General features: G+C 64.4%; 21 protein-coding genes and 1 other RNA gene. 11 read left to right on the forward strand and 11 right to left on the reverse strand.

What is annotated here, in order from left to right:
* The first annotated feature begins 61 nt into the window (after nucleotides 1–61).
* The 3 genes from aroA (at nucleotide 62) to ACQZAB_RS01150 (ending at nucleotide 4,066) form a co-directional block, all read left to right on the forward strand.
* Nucleotides 62–1,399, forward strand: a complete 1,338-nt coding sequence (gene aroA, locus ACQZAB_RS01140) for a 3-phosphoshikimate 1-carboxyvinyltransferase (RefSeq protein ID WP_428386359.1) — start codon at nucleotides 62–64, stop codon at nucleotides 1,397–1,399.
* Nucleotides 1,400–1,407: 8 nt separating this feature from the next.
* Nucleotides 1,408–3,279: an ABC transporter ATP-binding protein gene (locus ACQZAB_RS01145; RefSeq protein WP_428386361.1), complete on the forward strand. Its 1,872-nt coding sequence runs from the start codon at nucleotides 1,408–1,410 to the stop codon at nucleotides 3,277–3,279.
* 139 nt (nucleotides 3,280–3,418) lie between these two features.
* Entirely contained in the window at nucleotides 3,419–4,066 is a 648-nt protein-coding gene (locus ACQZAB_RS01150) for a redoxin domain-containing protein (protein ID WP_428386362.1), read from the forward strand.
* A 70-nt stretch (nucleotides 4,067–4,136) separates the two neighbouring features.
* Here ACQZAB_RS01150 and hpnE read toward each other — a convergent pair whose 3' ends face one another.
* From hpnE to ACQZAB_RS01165, 3 genes are read right to left on the reverse strand one after another with little or no spacing between them, the layout of a single operon-like run.
* The gene (gene hpnE, locus ACQZAB_RS01155) at nucleotides 4,137–5,582 is read right to left on the reverse strand and encodes a hydroxysqualene dehydroxylase HpnE (protein ID WP_428386364.1); all 1,446 of its coding nucleotides are present in this window, start codon (nucleotides 5,580–5,582) and stop codon (nucleotides 4,137–4,139) included.
* Between the two features lie 50 nt (nucleotides 5,583–5,632).
* Complete coding sequence (locus tag ACQZAB_RS01160) at nucleotides 5,633–6,553, reverse strand: phytoene/squalene synthase family protein (protein ID WP_428386365.1); 921 nt, start codon at nucleotides 6,551–6,553, stop codon at nucleotides 5,633–5,635.
* A gap of 33 nt (nucleotides 6,554–6,586) precedes the next feature.
* The gene (locus ACQZAB_RS01165; protein ID WP_428386367.1) at nucleotides 6,587–7,660 is read right to left on the reverse strand and encodes a squalene/phytoene synthase family protein; all 1,074 of its coding nucleotides are present in this window, start codon (nucleotides 7,658–7,660) and stop codon (nucleotides 6,587–6,589) included.
* A 112-nt stretch (nucleotides 7,661–7,772) separates the two neighbouring features.
* On the opposite strand from ACQZAB_RS01165, the gene ACQZAB_RS01170 reads away from it, so the two are divergent.
* The 3 genes from ACQZAB_RS01170 to ACQZAB_RS01180 all read left to right on the forward strand — a co-directional run bounded on the left by ACQZAB_RS01170 (nucleotide 7,773) and on the right by ACQZAB_RS01180 (nucleotide 10,892).
* A complete protein-coding gene (locus ACQZAB_RS01170) occupies nucleotides 7,773–8,957 on the forward strand; it encodes a glycosyltransferase family 4 protein (protein WP_428386369.1) in 1,185 nt (394 codons plus the stop codon).
* An 11-nt stretch (nucleotides 8,958–8,968) separates the two neighbouring features.
* Complete coding sequence (locus ACQZAB_RS01175; protein ID WP_428386370.1) at nucleotides 8,969–10,225, forward strand: glycosyltransferase family 4 protein; 1,257 nt, start codon at nucleotides 8,969–8,971, stop codon at nucleotides 10,223–10,225.
* Between the two features lie 127 nt (nucleotides 10,226–10,352).
* Nucleotides 10,353–10,892 (forward strand): hypothetical protein, encoded by a 540-nt coding sequence (locus tag ACQZAB_RS01180; RefSeq protein ID WP_428386372.1) that lies wholly within the window; start codon nucleotides 10,353–10,355, stop codon nucleotides 10,890–10,892.
* Between the two features lies 1 nt (nucleotide 10,893).
* Here ACQZAB_RS01180 and ACQZAB_RS01185 read toward each other — a convergent pair whose 3' ends face one another.
* The 4 genes from ACQZAB_RS01185 to ffs all read right to left on the reverse strand — a co-directional run bounded on the left by ACQZAB_RS01185 (nucleotide 10,894) and on the right by ffs (nucleotide 13,131).
* Nucleotides 10,894–11,250 (reverse strand): YbaB/EbfC family nucleoid-associated protein, encoded by a 357-nt coding sequence (locus ACQZAB_RS01185; RefSeq protein WP_428386374.1) that lies wholly within the window; start codon nucleotides 11,248–11,250, stop codon nucleotides 10,894–10,896.
* The gene (locus tag ACQZAB_RS01190) at nucleotides 11,250–11,747 is read right to left on the reverse strand and encodes a hypothetical protein (protein ID WP_428386375.1); all 498 of its coding nucleotides are present in this window, start codon (nucleotides 11,745–11,747) and stop codon (nucleotides 11,250–11,252) included. The genes ACQZAB_RS01185 and ACQZAB_RS01190 overlap by 1 nt, the downstream gene beginning before the upstream one ends.
* Nucleotides 11,748–11,764: 17 nt before the next feature.
* A complete protein-coding gene (gene dnaX, locus ACQZAB_RS01195; RefSeq protein ID WP_428386377.1) occupies nucleotides 11,765–12,964 on the reverse strand; it encodes a DNA polymerase III subunit gamma/tau in 1,200 nt (399 codons plus the stop codon).
* A 67-nt stretch (nucleotides 12,965–13,031) separates the two neighbouring features.
* Nucleotides 13,032–13,131: signal recognition particle sRNA small type (ffs, locus tag ACQZAB_RS01200), an RNA gene on the reverse strand.
* 145 nt (nucleotides 13,132–13,276) lie between these two features.
* Between ffs and ACQZAB_RS01205 the strand changes: the two genes are divergently transcribed.
* The gene (locus tag ACQZAB_RS01205; protein ID WP_428386379.1) at nucleotides 13,277–14,440 is read left to right on the forward strand and encodes a PIN/TRAM domain-containing protein; all 1,164 of its coding nucleotides are present in this window, start codon (nucleotides 13,277–13,279) and stop codon (nucleotides 14,438–14,440) included.
* 74 nt (nucleotides 14,441–14,514) lie between these two features.
* Here ACQZAB_RS01205 and sucD read toward each other — a convergent pair whose 3' ends face one another.
* Nucleotides 14,515–15,420: a succinate--CoA ligase subunit alpha gene (gene sucD, locus ACQZAB_RS01210; protein ID WP_428386381.1), complete on the reverse strand. Its 906-nt coding sequence runs from the start codon at nucleotides 15,418–15,420 to the stop codon at nucleotides 14,515–14,517.
* A 55-nt stretch (nucleotides 15,421–15,475) separates the two neighbouring features.
* Here sucD and ACQZAB_RS01215 point away from each other — a divergent pair, with 55 nt between their 5' ends.
* Nucleotides 15,476–16,045, forward strand: coding sequence for a DNA-3-methyladenine glycosylase I (locus ACQZAB_RS01215; protein WP_428386382.1), 570 nt, complete (start codon nucleotides 15,476–15,478; stop codon nucleotides 16,043–16,045).
* Nucleotides 16,046–16,087: 42 nt separating this feature from the next.
* Here the strand turns inward: ACQZAB_RS01215 and queF are convergent, their stop codons facing one another.
* Nucleotides 16,088–16,516 (reverse strand): preQ(1) synthase, encoded by a 429-nt coding sequence (gene queF / locus ACQZAB_RS01220; protein WP_428386384.1) that lies wholly within the window; start codon nucleotides 16,514–16,516, stop codon nucleotides 16,088–16,090.
* Between the two features lie 53 nt (nucleotides 16,517–16,569).
* On the opposite strand from queF, the gene gatC reads away from it, so the two are divergent.
* The 3 genes from gatC to ACQZAB_RS01235 all read left to right on the forward strand — a co-directional run bounded on the left by gatC (nucleotide 16,570) and on the right by ACQZAB_RS01235 (nucleotide 19,511).
* The gene (gene gatC / locus ACQZAB_RS01225; protein ID WP_428386385.1) at nucleotides 16,570–16,956 is read left to right on the forward strand and encodes an Asp-tRNA(Asn)/Glu-tRNA(Gln) amidotransferase subunit GatC; all 387 of its coding nucleotides are present in this window, start codon (nucleotides 16,570–16,572) and stop codon (nucleotides 16,954–16,956) included.
* 89 nt (nucleotides 16,957–17,045) lie between these two features.
* On the forward strand, nucleotides 17,046–18,512 hold the full coding sequence (gene gatA / locus ACQZAB_RS01230; RefSeq protein WP_428386387.1) for an Asp-tRNA(Asn)/Glu-tRNA(Gln) amidotransferase subunit GatA: 1,467 nt from the start codon (nucleotides 17,046–17,048) through the stop codon (nucleotides 18,510–18,512).
* Between the two features lie 42 nt (nucleotides 18,513–18,554).
* Entirely contained in the window at nucleotides 18,555–19,511 is a 957-nt protein-coding gene (locus ACQZAB_RS01235) for an ROK family protein (protein WP_428386388.1), read from the forward strand.
* A 221-nt stretch (nucleotides 19,512–19,732) separates the two neighbouring features.
* On the opposite strand, the gene ACQZAB_RS01240 is transcribed toward ACQZAB_RS01235, so the two are convergent.
* Together ACQZAB_RS01240 and ACQZAB_RS01245 are read right to left on the reverse strand one after the other, a co-directional pair.
* On the reverse strand, nucleotides 19,733–20,137 hold the full coding sequence (locus tag ACQZAB_RS01240; RefSeq protein ID WP_428386390.1) for a secondary thiamine-phosphate synthase enzyme YjbQ: 405 nt from the start codon (nucleotides 20,135–20,137) through the stop codon (nucleotides 19,733–19,735).
* Nucleotides 20,138–20,163: 26 nt separating this feature from the next.
* Nucleotides 20,164–20,739 (reverse strand): hypothetical protein, encoded by a 576-nt coding sequence (locus ACQZAB_RS01245; RefSeq protein WP_428386392.1) that lies wholly within the window; start codon nucleotides 20,737–20,739, stop codon nucleotides 20,164–20,166.
* Nucleotides 20,740–20,794 lie beyond the last annotated feature (55 nt).

A 20,794-nucleotide genomic window follows, 5' to 3' on the forward strand; every position in this document is an offset into this window, starting at 1 on the left:
CACTCAGCCGACGCAAACGCCCCTCAGACCGCCTCTGAGGCCGATTCCTTATGATGTGTCCGTGACCCAGACCTACCCCAAAACCCGCGCAATCACCCCCATTCAGCCCTTCGAGCGCACGCTCAGCCTCCCCGGCTCCAAAAGCCTCACAAACCGCGCCCTCCTCCTCGCCGCCCTCTCCGACGGCCCCTGCTACCTCACCAACGTCCTCTTCGCCGACGACACCCGCCGCATGCTCGAAGGCCTCCAGGCCCTCGGCTTCAAGGTCGACATTGACGAACCCCGCGCCGCCGTCCTCGTCGAAGGACGTGCCGGCCGCATCCCCGCCCAAACCGCCGAACTCCACCTCGGCAACGCCGGCACCGCCGTCCGATTCCTCACCGCCGCCCTGTGCCTGGGCGACGGTACCTACACCGTCGACGGCATCCAACGCATGCGCGAACGCCCCATCGGCCAACTCGTCGAACCCCTCCGCCAACTCGGCGCCAACATCGAACACACCCACAACGACGGCTATCCTCCCCTCAAAATCCACGCCTCCGGCCTCCAGGGCGGCGAACTCACCCTCCAGCCCACCCTCTCCTCCCAATACATCACCGCCCTCCTCCAGATCGGCGTTTACGCCAAAAAAGGCCTCCACCTCCGCCTCGCAGGCGACATCACCTCCAGGCCCTACATCCAGATGACCCTCGGACTCCTCGAACACTTCGAAGTCCCCATCGAAGCCTCACCCGACCTCACCAGCTTCCACATCGAAGCCGAATGGGTCCGCGGCAACGACCTGCTCATCGAACCCGACGCCTCCTCCGCCAGCTACTTCTGGGCCGCCGCCGCCATCATCCCGGGCAGTTCCTGCACCATCGAAGGACTCGGAACCAACAGCCTCCAAGGCGACACCCACTTCGCCACCGTCCTCGAAAAAATCGGTGCCCGCGTCACCATGAACAAAACCAGCACCACCGTCGCCGCACCCACCGACGGCAAGCTCCACGGCATCGACATCGACCTCAACCACATGCCCGATGCCGCCATGACACTCGCCGCCATCGCCCCCATCCTCGAAGGCCCCACCACCATCCGAAACATCGGCAACTGGCGCGTCAAGGAAACCGACCGCCTCCACGCCATGCAGACCGAACTTACCAAAGTCGGAGCCAAAGCCGACATCCAGGCCGACGACCTCCACATCACCCCACCCCCAGACGGCCAAATCCAGCCCGCCACCATCGACACCTATGACGACCACCGCATGGCCATGACCTTCACCGTCCTCGGCCTTGCCCGCCCGGGTATCACCATCAACGACCCCGCCTGCGTCGCCAAAACCCTCCCCGACTTCTTCGAACGCATCGATCAACTCACCCAGGCGACCGCCACCCACGGCACCAGAGACACGTGAGAACCAGCTTGCTCAAAAGCCCCTTCTGGAAGACAGCCCACGACCTCCTGCGCTTCCGACGCGCGATCGTCACCTCGCTCGTCGCCACCGTCATCGCCGGTGTCTGCTTCGGCGCAGGTCTCTCCATGATCGTCCCCGTCTTCGGGCTCTTCTTCAGCGGCGAACGCTCCGCCCAAACCGGCGCTAACCCCCTCGCCGAACGCATCGAAGCCGTGAGCCAGACGACCTGGCTGCCCACCCCCATCCAGGACGCCCTGCTCCAACTCTCACAATCTGTCCCCGACGACCCCCTCTACGCCTTCGCCGCCGTCATGGCCGTGATCTTCTTCCTCACGATCATCGCCAACGTCATGCGCTACATCCAGCAACTCCTCATCGCCACCGTCGCCGAACGCCAGGCCGCCACCTACCGCGACCAGCTCTACGCCCGCCTCATCCAGGCACAGACCGAGCAGTTCCTCAGCAAAGGCGCCGCCGATCACGTCAGCAAAATCTGGTTCGACGTCCGCGTCGTTGTCAGCGCCCACGTCGCCGTCTTCGGCAAGGGCATCGCCGAACTCGTCCGAGGCCTCAGCACCTTCACCTTCGCCCTCATCCTCGACCCGGTCCTGACCGGAGCCGCCCTCATCGCCTCACCCGCCGCCGCCGTCGTCATCCAGAAAATGGGCAAACGCATCCGCAGACGCTCCAAAGACGCGCTCCACCACTACGGAGCCGCCGTCGGCAAACTCAACGAAAGCATGAGCGGCCTCCAGACCATCAAGATCTACAACGCCGAAGGCTTCGAACGCCGCCGCTTCCGTGTCGTCAACCGCAATCTCTTCCGCGAACTCCTGGGCATCCGCAAAGTCCGAGCCCTCGCTTCACCCCTCGTCGAGCTCGTCTCCATGATCGGCGTCATCGCAGCCGCCATGCTCGCCGCCTGGTACATCATCCAACGCGGAGCCAACCCCGAAGTCAGCGTCGGCGTCCTCACCCTCCTCGCCGCCTCCGCCATCAGCCTCAAACCCGTGACCCAACTCAACAACGTTATCCGCCAGGCCGACCCCGCCGCCCAACGCATCCTCGACGCCCTCGTACTCCAGCCCGAACCCAGCAGCTACCAGCACAGCCGACACCTCCCCGCCCTGCCCCGACACCACCAGTCCATCGTTTTCCAGAACGTCAACTACCGCTACCCCAACACCGACACCGATGTCCTCAAAAACATCAACCTCACCGTCCCCGCGCGAAGCACCACTGCCATCGTCGGCGGTAACGGCGCCGGTAAATCCACCCTTGTCAGCCTCATCCCCAGACTCATCAGCCCCGCGCAGGGCCACGTCCTGATCGACGGCATCGACATCGCCTCTGTTTCACTCCGTTCCCTACGCAAACAGATCGCTTACGTCCCACAGAAAACCCTACTCTTCCAGGGAACCATCGCCGACAACATCGCCTACGCCAGAGGCGACATCCCCCGCGACGCCATCGTCGCCGCCGCCAAAGCCGCCCTCGCCGACGAGTTCATCCAGTCACTCCCACAAGGCTACGACACCTCGCTGGGTGAAACCGGATCCGGACTCTCGGGCGGTCAAGCACAGCGAATCGCCATCGCCCGCGCGATCCTACGCAACCCCACCATCCTTATCCTCGACGAGGCCACCAGCCAGATCGACACCGAATCCGAAGCCCGCATCACCCAGGCCATCGAAAACTTCGCCAGCGATCGCACCACCTTCGTCATCGCCCACCGCATGTCCACCGTCGTCAACGCAGACCAGATCGCCGTCATGGACCAGGGCCAGCTCATCGACCTCGGCACCCACTACGAACTCCTCCAACGGTGCCACATCTACCAGAACCTCACCCAAACCCAACTCAAACCAACAGATAGCTGAAATCAAACACGCGCGTTTTCTCAACATCCCGGGAATAAACCGACTCAGTGAGCCATTGTGCCCGCACGTAGCACACCGCTATCATCACACGTACCTCATTCAACGGCCCGCAAATCCGCACGGAACAAGGAGACCCTCCATGAAGCTCGTCCATAAACTCGCCGCCGCTGCCTGTGCCCTCACACTCAGCCTGGCATCCCTCGCCTCCGCCGCCCCGACCATCGGCAAAGCCGCCCCCCAGTTCGATCTCAAGGACGTCGTCACCGGCGAAACCGTCAGCCTCTACGACCACCAGGATAAAATCGTCGTCGTCATCTTCCAGAGCATCCATTGCCCCTGGGACCGCATGCGTGAAAACGGCGGCTACCAGCGTTACCTCTCCCCGCTCGCCGAGAAATACGCCGACCACAACGTCCAGTTCGTCGCCATCAACTCAAACAGCAACGAGACCGTCGAGCAGGTCGCGTCCTACGCCACCGAGCACAACATCCCCTACCCCATCCTCAAAGACCCGGGCAACAAAATCGCCGACCGCTACGGCGCCCGCACCACCCCCCACACCTATGTGATCGATGAGAACGGCATCCTCCGCTACATGGGCGGCCTCGAAAAAGCCCCACTCACCCCCGAAGACTGCGGCAAGATGGACGACAACTACATCGTCCCCGTCCTCGACGCCATCATCGCCGGCGAAGAGCCCCCCTTCACCCAGACCCGCAGCAAGGGCTGCTCCATCAAGCGCGCCTCCGCCGACAAGCTCGAAAACGCCCAGCGACGCGCCGCCTGATCTGATCCAAAATCAACAATGAAACCCAGCCAGCCACGGCCTTCCGTGGCTGGCTTTTTCTTGCGCCCACTCAGCCAAGCAACCAACGACTCAAACCCTCCGCCCGCAGTTCCCCGGGTTTCTCAAGCCCAGGCCCACCACGACGCTGCATAATCACCTCCGCAGCCTCGTACCCGCTCCGCACCGCGCCCTCCATCGTCGCCGGCCAACCCGTGTCCGCCCAGTCACCCGCCAGATAAAGCCCCGCCACCCCACCACCGACACCCGGCCGCCGACCCGCCATCGCCGGACTCGCACAGAACGTCGCCACCTTCTCCTTGATCACCCGACCGTGCAGCAGCCGGCGACCCGCCACCTCAGGCAGAACCGCCCGAACCTCCCCTTCAACCAGATCCAGAATCTCCGCCGCTGAGCGCTTCACCAGATCATGCGCCCCGCTCTTGAGCGCATGCACATGCTGAACCCGAACCCCCGCCTCCCTCACCGCCACATCCTCAGGCAGCCCCGTCTCGCCCTTGTTGAAAATCCAGTCGATCGGCCGGTCCGCCGTCACCAGATGCGGGGTCTTCATCACCCCCGAAGCTCCCATCTCAAAAAACAGATGCACCGCCACTATCGGCGAAAACCGCCAGTCACCCAGATCACGCAGCCGCTCATCCGCACCCGCCAACGCCCCGCCCGTCATCTTCGCCAAACGGTCAGGCGGGACCGTCACCACCACCTCCGCCGCCGAGATGATCTCTCCGTCACTCAGCCGAACGCCCCTGACCCGACCTTCCCCGTAACACACCTCCGCCACCGACGCCCCCAGCCGCACGCAACCACCCGCCGCCTCCAGCGCCCGCTCCAAAGGCTCGTACAACGCCACCAACGGCACCCGCGGAACCCCCACACCCACCGACGCCCCGCTCGACAAAAAACCCTCCTGAAACACCTTGATCGCCAGCTCAGCATCCACCCGCTCCGGCTCATCGTTGCAGGCACTCACGATCACCACATCCCAGAACCGCCGCCGCGCCGACGCCGGCTGCCCCCACCCGTCCAACACCTCGCCGATGCTCCGCCCGCGATACGTCCGCCGCCCCGCCTTGCCCATCCACAACATCCGCTGCATCCCCCAGGCCACCGCCAGCTTGTCCCGCCAGCCCAACCCCTTCATCCTCAGAAACGACCCCGCCAGATGAAACGGCGCCGGCAGCACCCCCGCCTGCATCCGATCCACACCCCCGCGCCCATCCGAAAAATGAATCGTCCGATCCCACTGAATCACATCCCGCAAACCCAGCCGCTCATAAAAATCGAGGATGTACGTACACGCCGGCATCACCGCGTGCTGACACTGATCCAGCACCCGATCCGTCTCCGGATCCACAAAACTCGACGCCCGACCACCCAGCCGCTTCCGCGTCTCCAACAACGTCACCGCCACCCCACGCTCCGCCAGCCGCAGCGCCGCCGACATCCCTGCCAAACCCGCGCCAACAACCACCACCGGCCGCCGATCCGTCGGGTGCACAGTAGAGCGATCAGATCTATGCGGGGGGGAAGAGGTCACAGCCAAGAAGTCTAGCCGCGCAACGACGACCAAAACCGCGCCCGCGCCGCGATCCCGATCTTCTCAAGCCCACTCAAACGAACCCGACCCGTTAGCACCCGCTTCGGGTCCGCCGCGATCCGGTCCAGCAACCCACGATAAATCCGCGCCATCGCCCAACTCGTCGCCCGGCAGTCCGCCGACAGATGACCCTCCAGAGGTGACGAGATCTCGTAGTAATTCCGCGCTCGCTCCAGCTGGAACACCATCATCCGCTCGAACGCCGTGCTGCTCAGCCCGTGCCCCAGGTCTTCGGGATCACACCCGAACCGCCGGAAATCCTCCATCGGCAGATACACCCGACCCCGACCCGCATCCTCCGCCAGATCACGAAGAATGTTCGTCAGCTGAAAAGCAATCCCCCGATACTCCGCCAGCCGCCGCACCTGCGCATCCCCGTCATGCCCCCAGATCGCCACGCAGATCAGCCCCACCACCGATGCCACCTGATAGCAGTAGCCATAAAGCTCATCGAACGTCTCGTAACGCTTAGTCGTCAGGTCCGCCAACTGCCCATCCAGCATCGCATCCAGATGAGCCGCCTCAATCGGGTACGTCCGCACCACGTGCCGAAACCCACGCCACACCGTCGCCTCATCCGATCGATCCGATGGATCTTCAAAGATCGCGTGCACCCGCTCCCGAAAACGCTCGATCCGCGTCCGCCGCGAATCAGCCTCGCTAGGCATAGCATCGTCCGCCAGGTCATCGCAGGCCCGCATCGTCGCGTACACCGCATACACCGCCGACCGCCTCGGCTCAGGCGTCAACCGCAACCCGTAAAAAAAATTCTTCGCATGCTCCTTCGTGATCACCGCACAATCACGAAGCGCCGCACGCACACCCGGATCCAACGAACCCAAACCAGCCGAAGCCAAACCAGCCGTCGACATCATCCACCCCCGTCAAAAACAGGACGCCCACACTCAACGAATGGCAAACCAGCGCTCCATCCCGGCCCGCGTCACCAGCCACGCCTTCTTCGACTTCGACAGCGCCGGCCGCTGACTCAGCGTGTCATAGCCGTTCAACTCAATCAGCTTCATCACCGACTCACCCCCATACGTGAACAGCTTGATCACCGGCCGCACATCACGCCCCACCATCGGCCACAGCCGGCGACCCTCCTTGAATAGCGGCCACGTCCGCTCCATCAGATCACGCATCAATTTCCGGTAGTTCCCCACACACGCCCGAACCCCCGCGTTCGGCCCTCCCCCACTGCACGCACACCGCTGACCATGACCATCCACCGGATCATGGTCATCCCCATGATGATGATGGTGGTGATGCCCGTGATCCTCACCATGCTCGTGATCGTGATGATGCTCCTGACCGTCGAGCTTCACCGACTTGATCAGAAACGGCATCCCCACCCCATGCTTCGCCGCCAGATCCGCCGGCAGATAAACCCGGTCCCGCTGAATAATGTCCCGCCGCACATCCTGCCAGAAGTTCACCAGCTGCAACGCCGTACACGTCGCATCCGACAAACGATCCATCTCCGGATCGTCATGCCCCGCCACCCTCAGCACCAGCCGCCCCACCGGGTTCGCACTCCGCGTGCAGTAATCCAACAGCTGGTCCCAGCTCTCGTATCGCGTGACCTCCTGATCCTGCAAAAACGCATCGATCAGATCATCAAATGGCTGCCTCGGCAGCCTCTTGGACTCGATCGTCCCCGCCAGCGCCACAAACACCGGATGCCTCGGCCGCCCCGCATAGCACGCATCCAGCTCCTCCCGCCACCACGCCAGCAACTCCCGCGACCGCTCCGGACTCCCCGTCTCGTCCCCCAGATCATCCGCCCAACGGCAGAACGCATAGATCCGCCCGAAATCATCGCGCAACCGCTCCGGCACCAGCCGACTGAGCACCGAGAAATTCTCGTAATGCGTCTCCGCCAGCTCCCGCGCGTAGGCATTCGCCTCCGCCACGGAGACGGACGGGCTGCCCTGCGGCCCAAATCGCTTCAGATCCTCGATGACCACACTGCTCATACCTACATACTACCCCCGATCCACGTCCGTTAATCCCAAAATCCCTCAGGCCGATAGCTCACCCCTGCCCCAACCCCCGCGCCGCTCCCGATAAAACAAACAGGAGCCGCCTGTGCCGTCCACCACGAGCCCATCTCGCCATAAACCCAAGCCAGTCATCGGCTTCGACGCCCGAAACCTCACCCGGGCCTCCCTCCGGGGCATAGGCGTCAGCACCGCCCGCCTCTACGCCCGACTCGCCCACCTCCGACCCGACTGGCGCTTCATCGCCTACCACCAGCTCCCACGAGCCGAAGGCCCCGAACGCCTCGAAGCCCCCAACATCGAGTGGAAACGCATCGACGTCCCAGGCGACCGGGTCGACGCATGGACCCAGATCCGACTCCCCTGGCAGGCCCTCCGCGACAAGATCGACCTCCTCCACATGCCCGCCAACTGGTGCCCCATCTGGCAACCCGTCCCCACCGCCGTCACCCTCCACGACGCCATCCCCCTCGAAAACCGCGACCGCAACGACCGCCAGCAACGCACCCGCTTCCAGCTCGCCCTCAAGGCCGCTGCCAAAGCCGCCGCCATCCTCACCCCCTCTGTCTACGTCGCCAGCGTCCTCCAGCAGAAACTTCCCACCGCCGCCAAACGCATCCACGTCATCCACTGGGGAGCCGACCCCGTCCCAGGCATCGACCCCGAGCACACCACCCTCCGCATCGAGCCCACGGGCATCAATCAGCCCTTCGTCCTCCACTTCGCCGCCCAGGACCCCCGCAAGAACACCCGCCGACTCCTCGACGCTTGGTCCCTCCTCCCGCCCGATATCCGCAGCACCTGGAAGCTCGTCCTCGTCGGCGCTAATGGCAGCCTTCACAACGACCTGACCCGAGCCGTCAACCGCCTGGGCGTCACCGCCAGCGTCACACTCCTCGAACCCCAGGACCGACCCCGACTCGAAGCCCTCATCCGCGAAGCCGGACTCCTCGCCTACCCCTCCCTCAGCGAAGGCTTCGGCCTCCCCATCACCGAAGCCTTCACCCGCGGGACCCCCGTCCTCACCTCCAACCGCACGTCCATGCCCGAAATCGCCGGCAACGCCGCCGAACTCGTCGATCCCCGCAACACCATGGCCATCCGAAACGGCCTCGAAACCCTCCTCACCAACCCCGACCGCAGACACCAACTCGCAGAAGCCGGCAAACAACGCGCCCAGCACTTCCGCTGGGACGACGCAGCCCTCCGCCTCGCCGCCGTCTTCGAAAACCGACTCGCCCTCCCAACCATCCACCTGAAAGCCGCCGCCTGACAGCCCCGCACATGCCCGAAACCGACGTCCTCCTGCTCTCCGAACTCGCCCCCTGGCCGCTCGACCACGGCGGGCGCCTCCGCGTCTACCACCTCGCCCTCAACCTCCACCAGCAAGGCCTCCGCATCCGCGTCGCCAGCCCCGGCCCCCTCCCCAACGACGCGCCCGACGCCATCCACCAACTCACCCTCCCCTGGCCCTCAAAGCCCGACCCACCAACCACCCAGACCTTCCTCAAAAACTGGCAGGGCCCCCTCGCTCCCCTCCGCCACCGCCTCGCCCGCCACCAGGGCATCAACTCCGACACCTACGCCCACGCTCTCACGCTGTCTCGGCAACACAACCCCGCCGCCGTCATCGCCGTCGGCCAGCACGCCCCAATGATGCTCCGCGGACTCCCCACCGACCTCACCCGCATCTGGTACGCCGCCGACGACGTCGTCGCCTTCCTCCTCTCCTGCATGCGCCGCGAACCCCTCTCCCGCTGGCCCTCCCGCCTCTACAGCACCGCCCTTCACACCGCCCTCGAAACCGCCTTCGGCCAACTCGACGGCATCGTCGGCGTCTCCAACACCGACCAACGCTTCCTCAACACCCTCGGACGACCACGCATCGGTCGTGTCATCCCCAACGGCGTCGACCTCACCGAATTCAACCCACCCACACCCCCCACCAACCCCGAGCCCCAAACCCTCGTCTTCTGGGGCCGACTCGACTTCGAACCCAACATCGACGGCCTCCGCTGGTTCGCCCGCGAAGCCTGGCCAACCCTCCACCGCCGCAACCCCAACGCTCGCTGGCGCATCATTGGCCGAGGCAACCACCCCAGCCTCGCACCCCTCAAAACCACACCAGGCATCGACTGGCTCGGCGCTGTCGATGACATCAAGCCCCACGCCCACAACGCCGCCGTCACCATCCTCCCCATGCGCTGCGGCGGGGGCATCAAGAACAAACTCCTCGAAGCCCTCGCCCTCGGCCGCCCCGTCGTCTGCACCCCACGCGCCCTAACCGGACTGCCCACCGACCACCGCATGCCCCCCGTCCGACTCGGCTCCACCGCAAAGCAACTCACCCAGGCCATCGAGCAACTCTGGCAGCACCCCGCCACCGCTAACCGACTCGGCAACAGCGCCCGCACCTGGGCCACCCGACACGCAGGCTGGGACCGCACCGCACACTCCTTCATCCAACTCATCAACGACTGCACGCCCACCAACCACCAGCTCACGCAAACGTCGCTTCATACTCGCACGCAAGCCGCCTAGCTTGCCACACCTGCACAGACCCACCTCTTTCAGAAGACCCAGACGACTTCCACCGTATAGGACGCACCCACGTCCAGAAATCTCCCGATGCTCATAACGAGGCAGCACAGCCTCGGAGACGCACGCCATGGCCTGGACAACCATGCATTTCGCTGTCGGCATGATCGCCGGCGGAGCCATCGGGATGGCAGCATCCGCGCTGCTCGGCCGCGGCACGCGCTGGGTCCCCCTCACCATGACCGCAGGCGGGATCTGGGCCCTCACCCCCGACCTGCCCCGACTCTTCCGCGAAGACTTCCCCTCCCTGCCCTTCGCCAGCATCCTCGGATCCAAAGACCTCGAACGCTATCTCCATAGCGTCGGCGACCTCTTCTTCCTCCATGCCAGCCTCGACGCCCAACCCAAAGAGTACGCCCTCCACGGCCTCATCCTTATCCTGATCCTCTACAACGCAGCCCTGCTTGTGCAGATCATCAGCCCACCCAAACCCCTCATCGCCGTCAAAACAAGAAGCCGCGGCCGACACCACCGCCGCCGACAGACCAGCAACCACCTGCTCACCGAACACGTCGAAAGCACCGAGACCCAGCCACCCGCCGGCCCCGCCGTCATCGGCCGCATAGACCCTACCAAATCCACGCCAAACCCCAGCTCCGCCGACGCCTGACCTACCCAGGCAGCAGATTCTCAAGCCCCGGCAGATCCAAACCACCCATCGCTTCCTTCACCGCCTCGCGAATCATCGCCTGCGCCTTCGCCATCCCCGCATTCACCGCCTCCGCCGTCAGGTCTTCCAGCATCCGCTGATCCGCCTCACCCGACGCGGCCAGCACCGCCGGATCAAACCGGATCTCCACCACCTTCAGATGCCCGCTCACCACCACCCGCACCACACCACCCCCAGCCTCCGCCTCGACCGTCCGCCGACCCAGTTCCTCCTTGAGCGCCTCAGCCTTCGCCTTCAACTCGTCCTTGTTCGCCATCAGCTTGCCGAGCTGCTGCATCATCTTCATCTGCTCAAACATCAAACCGTCTCCTCATCGTCACCACCCCCAGCGTCGAGCTTCCGAATGTTCATGATCGAGGCATCCGGGAACACCTCCATCACCATCTTCACCCCCGGCCCATCCAGAGCCTCCCGCACATCATCCTGACCCGGCCCCGAACGACCCGCCGCCGGCCTCTCACCAGGGTCCGTCCGACCCGCCTCGACACGCACCTCCACCCGCGATCCCACCGCCGCCGAAATCAAATCCGTCAGCCGCTGCCGGTGATTCGACATCGACAGAAACCGCACCGCGTCACGCTTGCTGGGCCGCGCCCCCACCACCGCCACCCCATCCCCGATCGATACCAGCCGGAGCAGGTCCACCCACGCCAGCGAACTGCTCGCCGCCGCCGCTTCCTCCACCCGAGCCCAAACCGCTTTCGCATCACCCGCATCCGCCACCGGCTCGACGACCGGAGCCTTCGAAACAGCACCCCCCAACGATGCACCAGCCGCCGGCTTCGGCCGAGACACCTCAGCACCCGGCGTCCCTACCTCACGACCGACTTTTTTTTTTCCGCGCCGGCCGCCACCCCGCCCGACAACAACCCCGCCACATCCGCCATCTTCTCTGCCAGCGCCATCCGCACCAGCGTCGCGTCCAGCAGCGCCCGCGGGCTCGCACTGCTCTTGGCATGACGCTGGAGGTTCTCACCCAGCATCATCAGATACACCAACCCCTGCGTATCAAACCGACTAGCCAACGCAGCCGACGCCTCACGCCCCTCCGCCGGCAACTCCACCAGCTCACTCTCCACCCCGCACGCCGCGATCAGCATCAGCTGCCGCAAGCGCTCAACCAAAGCCTCCACCACCTGATCCTGACTCACCCCCCGATGCAAAAGCGTCGACGCCGCCTCCAACGTCTTCGCCACATCTCCATCCGCCATCGCCGACACCAACCCATCGATCAGCTCCGACTCCGGCAGCCCCAGCAACTCCTCCAGCGTCCCCACCGACAACGCCCCGTCACCCGCCGCCGCGATCACACGATCCAGAAGCGATAGCGCATCCCGCATCGACCCATTCCCCAGCCGCGCCACCCGCCAGATCAACTCGTCGTCCGCCTTTAGCGACTCCGAATCCACCACCGCCTTCAGGTGCTCCGCGATCTTCATCGCCGGAATCGACGGAAAATCAAACCGCTGGCAACGCGACTGGATCGTCGCCGGCACCTTGTGAGGCTCCGTCGTGCACAGAATGAACTTCACATGCTCAGGCGGCTCCTCCATCGTCTTGAGCAACGCATTGAACGCAGCCTGCGTCAGCATGTGCACTTCGTCGATGATGTAGATCTTGAAACGAGCCGCCCCCGTCGGAGCCAGCCCCGCCCCCGCGATCAGCTCCCGCGCCTCCTCCACCCGGTTGTTCGACGCCCCGTCGATCTCGATCACGTTCAGGTCATCGCCCCGCATGATCGCCTCAGCCATCCGCCCCTGAACGTCCTCCTCCGGGTACTCGACACCTTGCAGCTTCGGCGCATCTGTCATCGACGCCGGCGCATTCAGCGCCCGCGCCAGCAACCGCGCCATCGAGGTCTTGCCCACCCCCCGCGTCCCGCAGAACAGATACGCATGCGCGACCCGATCCCGCTCGATGGCGTTGCTCAGCGTCCGCGCCACCGCCTCCTGACCCACGACATCGCCGAAAGCCTGAGAGCGATACCGCCGAGCCAGAACCGTATACGCCATCCAAAACGCCTCCAGCGACCACACGAAACCAGGGCCATCCCAAAAACCCGACACCATCGCCCGGACAGGCGGTCAGGACACCAACGGCACCGGGCAGACGACGCTTAGAGCTGCTCCGGTCAAGGCCTGACCCGGTTCACGAGCCCACCCGTGCATCGGGCCCGACCGCCTGTCCGATCGATGGATCGAGCGAACTAGCCACCTTACGAAAGCACCCGCCTCCCGGCAAACCTGTTGCCCCCAACCCCACATAACCTATCCTGAATTCATCTATTCTCCGACCGGGCATCCATCCCCTTTCGCGGACATCCCATGATTATCTACATCCTCCGCGGCCTCTTCATCCTCCTCGCCGCCACCGTCACCGCCCTCTACGTCCTGCCCTTCCAGGCCGAACAGCAGGTCCGGCTCGACTACGTCATCCTCCTCATAGGCGGCACTGTCCTCCTCTGCGCCGGCATCATCGCCGCCGACGCCTACTACAAAGAGAAAAACCTCTCCGCCATCTCAGGCGTCTTCCTCGGCATCATCACCGGACTCCTCGCCACCTACGCAGCCACCTTCCTCGTCGACCTCATCCCCGTCCTCGTCGAATTCAAAGAGCCCGAAGCCATCAACCGGCTCCTCCAGGGCGTCAAGGTCCTCCTGGGCGTCATCTTCTGCTACCTCGGCATCACCCTCGTCCTCCAGACCAAGGACGACTTCCGCTTCATCATCCCCTACGTCGAGTTCGCCAAGGAACAAAGAGGCTCACGCCCCACCCTCCTCGACACCTCCGTCATCGTCGACGGCCGCATCGTCGACATCCTCCAGACCCACGTCCTCCAGGGCTCCCTCGTCGTCCCCAAGTTCGTCCTCAACGAACTCCAGACCATCGCCGACGCCACCGACAAGCTCAAACGCGCCCGCGGACGCCGGGGCCTCGAAACCCTCCAGAAACTCCGCGAAGAACACACCGTCGACGTCATCATCGAAGACCGCGACGCCGAAGGCGCTGGCGTCGACCAGAAACTCATCAGCCTCGCCCAGACCCTCCGCGCCCGCGTCATGACCAACGACTACAACCTCAACCAGATCGCCCAGCTCCGGGGTGTCGAAGTCATCAACCTCAACGACCTCGCCAAAGCCCTCCGCCCCGTCGCCCTCCCCGGCGAACCCCTCCACGTCAAACTCGTCAAGCCCGGCGAAAACCCCACACAGGGCGTCGGCTACCTCGACGACGGCACCATGGTCGTCGTCGAAAACGGCCGCACCCACCTCGGCCAGCACGTCGACCTCGTCGTCACCTCCACCCTCCAAACCTCCGCCGGCCGCATGATCTTCGGCCGCTTCGCCCACGCCGAAGAAGACGACCCCACCCCCGAGCAACCCGAAGCCCCAACCAACCCCGAGTCCCACCAACCCTCAGAAGCCACCACCCACCACCAGGAACCCGAGCGCCCCCGCCCCTCCCGTCGAAACCCAAGACGCAGTTAGTTAGATAGCCGCACTCAGACCTGACTTAGGCGGTCTGTTCAGCAAATGTCCTCACGCAACTAACTTCTATTGGCTCAGATCCCCAGTGCCTTCGCCATCGTCGTCCCCAAGTCTGCGGGCGACTCCGCGACGTGACACCCGGCTTCACGCAGCGCGTCGAGCTTGCTCTCTGCACCGCCCTCACCACCGGAGATGATCGCCCCGGCGTGCCCCATCCGGCGGCCGGGAGGGGCCGTACGACCCGCGATAAACGCCGTGACCGGCTTCGAGAAATGGTTGCCGATGTATTCGGCGGCCGCTTCCTCGTCGGTGCCACCGATCTCGCCGATCATCACCACGCCGTCGGTTTCGCTGTCGGCGTTGAACTGCACCAGGCAGTCGATGAAGTTCATCCCACGCACCGGGTCGCCGCCGATGCCGACGCAGGTCGTCTGCCCGATACCCAGGCTCGACGTCTGCCAAACGGCCTCGTAAGTCAAGGTACCGGAACGGGATATGATGCCCACGCTCCGCTTCGCCTCGGCGTCTTCGGGCTTCTTGTGGATGTAGCCGGGCATGATCCCGATCTTGCACTCGCCGGGCGTGATCACCCCCGGGCAGTTCGGGCCGATCAGCCGGATCTGCCGGTACTGCGGCTGAGCCAGGATCCGCTTCACCCGCATCATGTCCACCACCGGCACCCCCTCGGTGATGCAGACAATGAGCCCGATCCCCGCGTCCGCGGCCTCCAGAATCGCATCCGCCGCGAAGGGTGGCGGCACGAAGATCATCGTCGCGTTGGCTTCAGTGGCCTCCACGGCCTCAAAAACCGTGTTGAAAATCGGCAGGCCGTTCGGGTCCTTCTGCCCGCCTTTGTTCGGCGTGACGCCGCCCACCATCTTGGTGCCGTAGTCGAGGCACCCCTTGGTGTGGAAGGAACCGGCGGAACCCGTGATCCCCTGGCAGATCACACGCGTATTGCTGTCAACAAGAATGCTCATGGGGCAGGGAGGATACCCTTAGGACCGGCGCAGGACAAAAGAGGTCCCTAAATCCATGTCTCAAAAGAAGCCAGAGCGTGTTCGGTGCGGCTGGGCGGCGGTCGAGCCGGAGGTCAGCTACCACGATGAGGAGTGGGGGCGGCCGGTGCGGGACGACCGGCATCTGTTCGAGATGCTGATCCTCGAAGGGGCCCAGGCGGGGCTGAGTTGGCGCACAATCCTGACCAAACGCGCGCGATACCGGCAGGTATTCGGCGGGTTTGAGCCCGAAATCGTCGCAAATTTTTCGGATTCGACGCTAAATGATCTGAAATACGACGCTGGGATCGTCCGAAATCGGCTGAAAATCGCGAGCGCGCGCACGAACTCGCGCGTTTTCCTCGACATCCAGGCCGAGCGCGGCAGCTTCGCCAAGTACCTCTGGGACTGGGTCGATGGCAAGCCGGTCGTGACCCGCTGGGCCAGCTACCGGGACTGCCCGGCGAAGACCGAGTTGTCCGACCGGATCAGCAAGGACCTCAAGAAGCGGGGGATGAGCTTCGTCGGCTCGACCATCATCTACGCCTACCTCCAGGCGGTCGGCGTCGTGGACGACCACGAGGCCGGCTGCTGGTGTGCCGAGTGATCTGCAAATCGTTGGGTTGTTTGTGGTGCGGCGGAGTGAGGGTCAGCGCCAGTTGTCGTCGCCGGGGCGTTCGAGGGGTCGGCCTTCGTCTTCGTCGTACCAGTCGTCGTCGGGCATGCCGGGTCGGTTGCCGGACTCGACGGTGATGCTGGAGCGGATGCCGCCTCGGCCGTGCCAGTCGGTTCGGAGTTCGATCCAGCGTGGGCTCATGAAGTTCTTGAGGTCGTCGGCGATCTTGTTGGTGACGGCTTCGTAGAAGATGCCCTCGTTGCGGAAGGCCTGGAGGTACATCTTGAGGCTCTTGAGTTCGACGCAGGTTTTGTCGGGGACGTAGCGGAGGCTGACGACGCCGAAGTCCGGGTGGCCGGTCTTGGGGCAGAGGCTGGTGAACTCCTCGGCGACGTGCTCGATGAGGTAGTCGCGGTTGGAGGAGGGGTTGGGGAAGGACTCGAGGAGTTTGATGTCTGCCATGGCCCAAGCATACCCAGCCTATGGCGTGCTGGCCGGGCTCAGGGGGAGTGCGGATGGTCGTGAATCTGGGCGAGGGGGGGCGTGGGGCGTGGCAAGGCGGGTCGGAGCGGGCTATCCTCCGGCCCATGAGCGAGACGCAGCCGATTTCGGAAGCCGATGTCCGTCACGTGGCGAAGCTGAGCCGGCTGAGCCTGTCGGATGAGGAAGTGCATCGGATGACGGATCAGCTGGGTGCGATCCTTTCGTACATCCAGAAGCTGAGCGAGCTGGACGTGCAGGGCGTGGAGCCGATGGCGCACCCGCTGGACCTGACGAATTCGCTGCGTGACGACGTGGCGGCCGAGGGTCTGACGACGGAGCAGGCGCTGGCGAATGCTCCTGCGGCTGACCCGCCTTATTTTCAGGTGCCCAAGGTGCTGGGCGACGGGTCGAGCGCCTGACCTGCATACCCCCCTCCCCCCGTCCCCCCTGTCCCGCTCCTGGATTGACTGCCTGCTTTTCCTGGTCCTGAGAACCGTGAACGACGCCTATGAGTTTTGATCCGACGCAGACGACGCTTGATGAATTGCGGCAGATGATCGCTGAGAAGCGGGTGTCGGCGCAGGAGGCGGTGGGTGCTTACCTCGGGCGGATTGAAGCGCATGAGGGGGCGATCGGGGCTTACGAGGAGGTCTGGTCGGACAGCGCGCTGAAGCGGGCGGCGGCGGTGGATGCGGGTGAGGTGACGGGGTCGCTGGCCGGGGTGCCGATCGCGGTGAAGGCGCTGTTTTGTACGGAGGAGGGGACGAGCACGGCGTCATCGAACATGCTGGCGGGGTATCGGTCGCCTTTTACGGCGACGGCGATTGCGCGGCTGGAGGCGGCGGGTGCGATTGTCATTGGCAAGACGCGGATGGATGAGTTTGCGATGGGATCGTCGGGGGAGACGTCGCGGTTGGGGGTGACGAAGAACCCATGGGATGTGGAGCGGGTGCCGGGCGGGTCGTCGAGCGGGAGTGCGGCGGCGATCGCGGGCGACCTGTGTGCCGGGGCGATTGGGACGGATACGGGCGGGTCGATCCGTCAGCCGGCGGCCTTGTGCAACGTGGTGGGTCTGAAGCCGACGTATGGGCGGATTTCTCGGTGGGGGATGATCGCGTTTGCTTCGAGTCTGGACCAGGCGGGGCCGCTGACGCATACGGTGAAGGATGCGGCGCTGCTGTTGGCGGCGATGTCGGGTGGCGATCCGATGGACGGCACCTGTGCGAACGAGCCGGTGCCGGGTGATCTGACGGATGTGGATGGGGATCCCGGGAAGCTGCGGATCGGGCTGCCGAGTCAGTACTTCGGTTCAGGCAACACCGAGGATGTGCAGAAGGCGGTGGAGGCGGCGAAGGCGATCTACAGGGAGGCGGGCGCGGAGCTGGTGGAGATCGACTTGCCGCACACGGATTACGGCATCCCGGTGTACTACATCGTGGCGACGGCGGAGGCTTCGTCGAATCTGGCTCGGTACGACGGGATCCACTACGGGCACCGGAGCCAGACGACGGATGACCTGGTGGAGCTGTATGCGGCGAGCCGTTCGGAGGGGTTCGGGGATGAGGTGAAGCGGCGCATCATGCTGGGGACGTATGCGTTATCGAGCGGGTATTACGACGCTTACTACAATCGGGCGCTGAAGGTGCGGCGGCTGATCCGGCGGGATTTTGATGTGGCGTTCGAATCGTGTGATGCGATTCTGTGCCCGACGACGCCTGGGCCGGCGTTCAAGATCGGTGCGAAGACGGATGACCCGCTGGCGATGTACCTGAATGACATTTATACGGTGAACGCGCCGCTGGCCGGGTTGCCAGCCTTGAGCGTGCCGGCGGGGATGGATACTTCCGAGGGACGTGAGCTGCCGATCGGGTTGCAGCTGATCGGTCGGCCTTTTGATGAGGCGCGGCTGCTTCGTTACGCGCGGGTGTATGAGCGGGGGACGGATTACCATCGGCAGCGGCCTGCGATGGTCTGATGACTCTGGATCCACCTCTTACTGCAGAAACAGGAACGAGCTATGCCTAAGGGACCGATGACGCTGGGTGTGGATCTTGGGGGCACGAATATTCAGGCGGGGCTGCTTGGGCCTGACAACAAGCTGATCACTCGGGACAGCACCAAGACCAAGGCGGACGAGGGTGCTGAGAAGGTGCTGTCTCGGATCGTGAAGCTGTGTGACGGCATCCTTGATGAGGCGAAGGTGTCGAAGGGGGACGTGGCGGGTCTGGGCATCGGGGCGCCGGGAGCGCTGGATATCGAGAACGGGGTGGTGCGTGAGGCGGTGAATCTGCGTTGGCGTGATTTTCCTCTGGCGAAGAAGCTGGGCGAGCTGGTGGGGATGCCGGTGCTGATCGACAACGATGTGAACGTGGGGGCGTGGGGCGAGTATCACGCGGGCGCTGGCAAGACCGGGCAGGACATGCTGGCGGTGTTTGTGGGGACGGGGATTGGCGGGGGACTGATTCTCAACGGCAAGCTGATGCATGGTCATTTCGGGACGGCGGGCGAGATCGGGCACACGACGATCTCGGCGCACTCGAGCATTGGGCGTCGGACGGTTGAGAACCTGGCGAGCCGGAACTCGATGGTGCTGCTGCTGGCGAAGCTGATCGGTGCGAATCATTCGTCGTCGCTGGTGGAGGCGACGGGTGGCGATCTGTCGAAGATCCGATCGAAGATTCTGGCTCAGGCGGTGAAGCAGGAGGACCCGTTGACGCTTGAGGTGGTGTCTCATGCGGCGGAGATCGTGGGGATTTCGATCGCGAACACGGTGACGCTTTTGAGTCTGCCGCAGGTGGTGGTGGGTGGCGGGGTGACCGAGGCGTTGGGGAATGCGTGGATGAAGCGGATCACGGATGCGTTTGAGCGGCATGTGTTCCCGCACGAGCTTCGTGACTGCAAGATCATGGCGAGCAAGCTGGGGGACGACGCGGGGGTGATCGGTGCGGCTTTGCTGGCCCGGGACATCCCCTAAACAGGTCTTTTTGAGAAAAAATGTCAAACGGGGCAATCTAGGGCTTGCTTAACATGCCCAGACCCACTAGATTTGCGAATGCAAGTTCAGGTTTGACTAATTTATCAATTCAGCTTTCTCCCCTCCGCCCCGTTGCTGCTTTTGCGGCGACGGGGTTTTTCGTTGCGATGAGGGCGGTTTGGGAGAGTGAAAAGTCTGGTGAACAGGCTCTGGATTCGGGCTTAGCTGTTTAGCGGCTCGAGTCGGATCCAGACTTTGCGGTTTCGGGGGCCGTCGAACTCGCAGAACCAGATGCCCTGCCAGGTGCCGAGGCAGAGGCGGCCGTCTTCGACGAGGACGCGGGTGCTGGTGCCCATCATGGAGGCTTTGACGTGGGAGGCCGAGTTGCCTTCGGCGTGTCGGTAGAAGGGCTGGGACCAGGGGACCATCTGGTCGAGTTGTTTGAGGAAGTCGTGGACGACGTCGGGGTCGGCGTTTTCGTTGATGGTGATGCCGGCGGTGGTGTGGGGGACGTAGACGGTGACGGCACCGTTCTGGAGGCCGGCCTGGGTCACGACGTCCTGCACGTCGCGGGTGAGTTCGACCATGGCGTCGCGTTGCTGGGTTTTGACGTTGAGGGTGATCATGCCCGGAGGTTAGCGGGGGTGGCTGTTTACTGTCCGGCGCCGGGTCGATCGATGGCGATTTTCATCATGGTGGGGAGGAGGTAGTTGGCGCCGCGGTAGGTGAAGACCTGGCCGGAGACGATGAAGCTGATCTCGTTGCCGCGTTCGGCGAGGTAGTCTTCCATGTCTTCACGGAGCGCGCAGGGCTGGACGATCATGGGGAGCGTGGGGTTGTCGGCAGCCTGGGCTTCGAAGACGAAGAGCAGGTGGGCTGCGTCGCTGGAGCGGCGTAGGTGGCCGCGTCGTCCGATGATGAAGGAGCCGTCGCGCATGAGGGGCGGTGCGGCTTCGCCGGGGGCGAGGCCGAGGACGGATCGATCGATATCGACGGCGGTGAGTGGCATGGCGACGGGGCTGGCGTTTTCGTTGTCGTTGCGGCCGGTGGGTGCGATGCGGGGTGAGGCTTCGCGGCGCTCGAGCATGCGTTCGACAACGGTGCTGGCGGGCACGGAGTCGGACTGGGCGTTGGCGGGTTGGGGGTCGGTCTGGGCGACGCCCGTTGCGACGGCTAAGCCGGCGGCGAGGAGGATGGCGGCGAATGACCCGCGGATCCATCGTGGCATGGTGTGGTTTGTTCTTGATCTCATCGCGAGGTTCCTGTGGAGGTGGTCTTCCGTG

This window comes from Mucisphaera sp. (genome assembly GCF_965279675.1).
Lineage (GTDB): Bacteria > Planctomycetota > Phycisphaerae > Phycisphaerales > Phycisphaeraceae > Mucisphaera.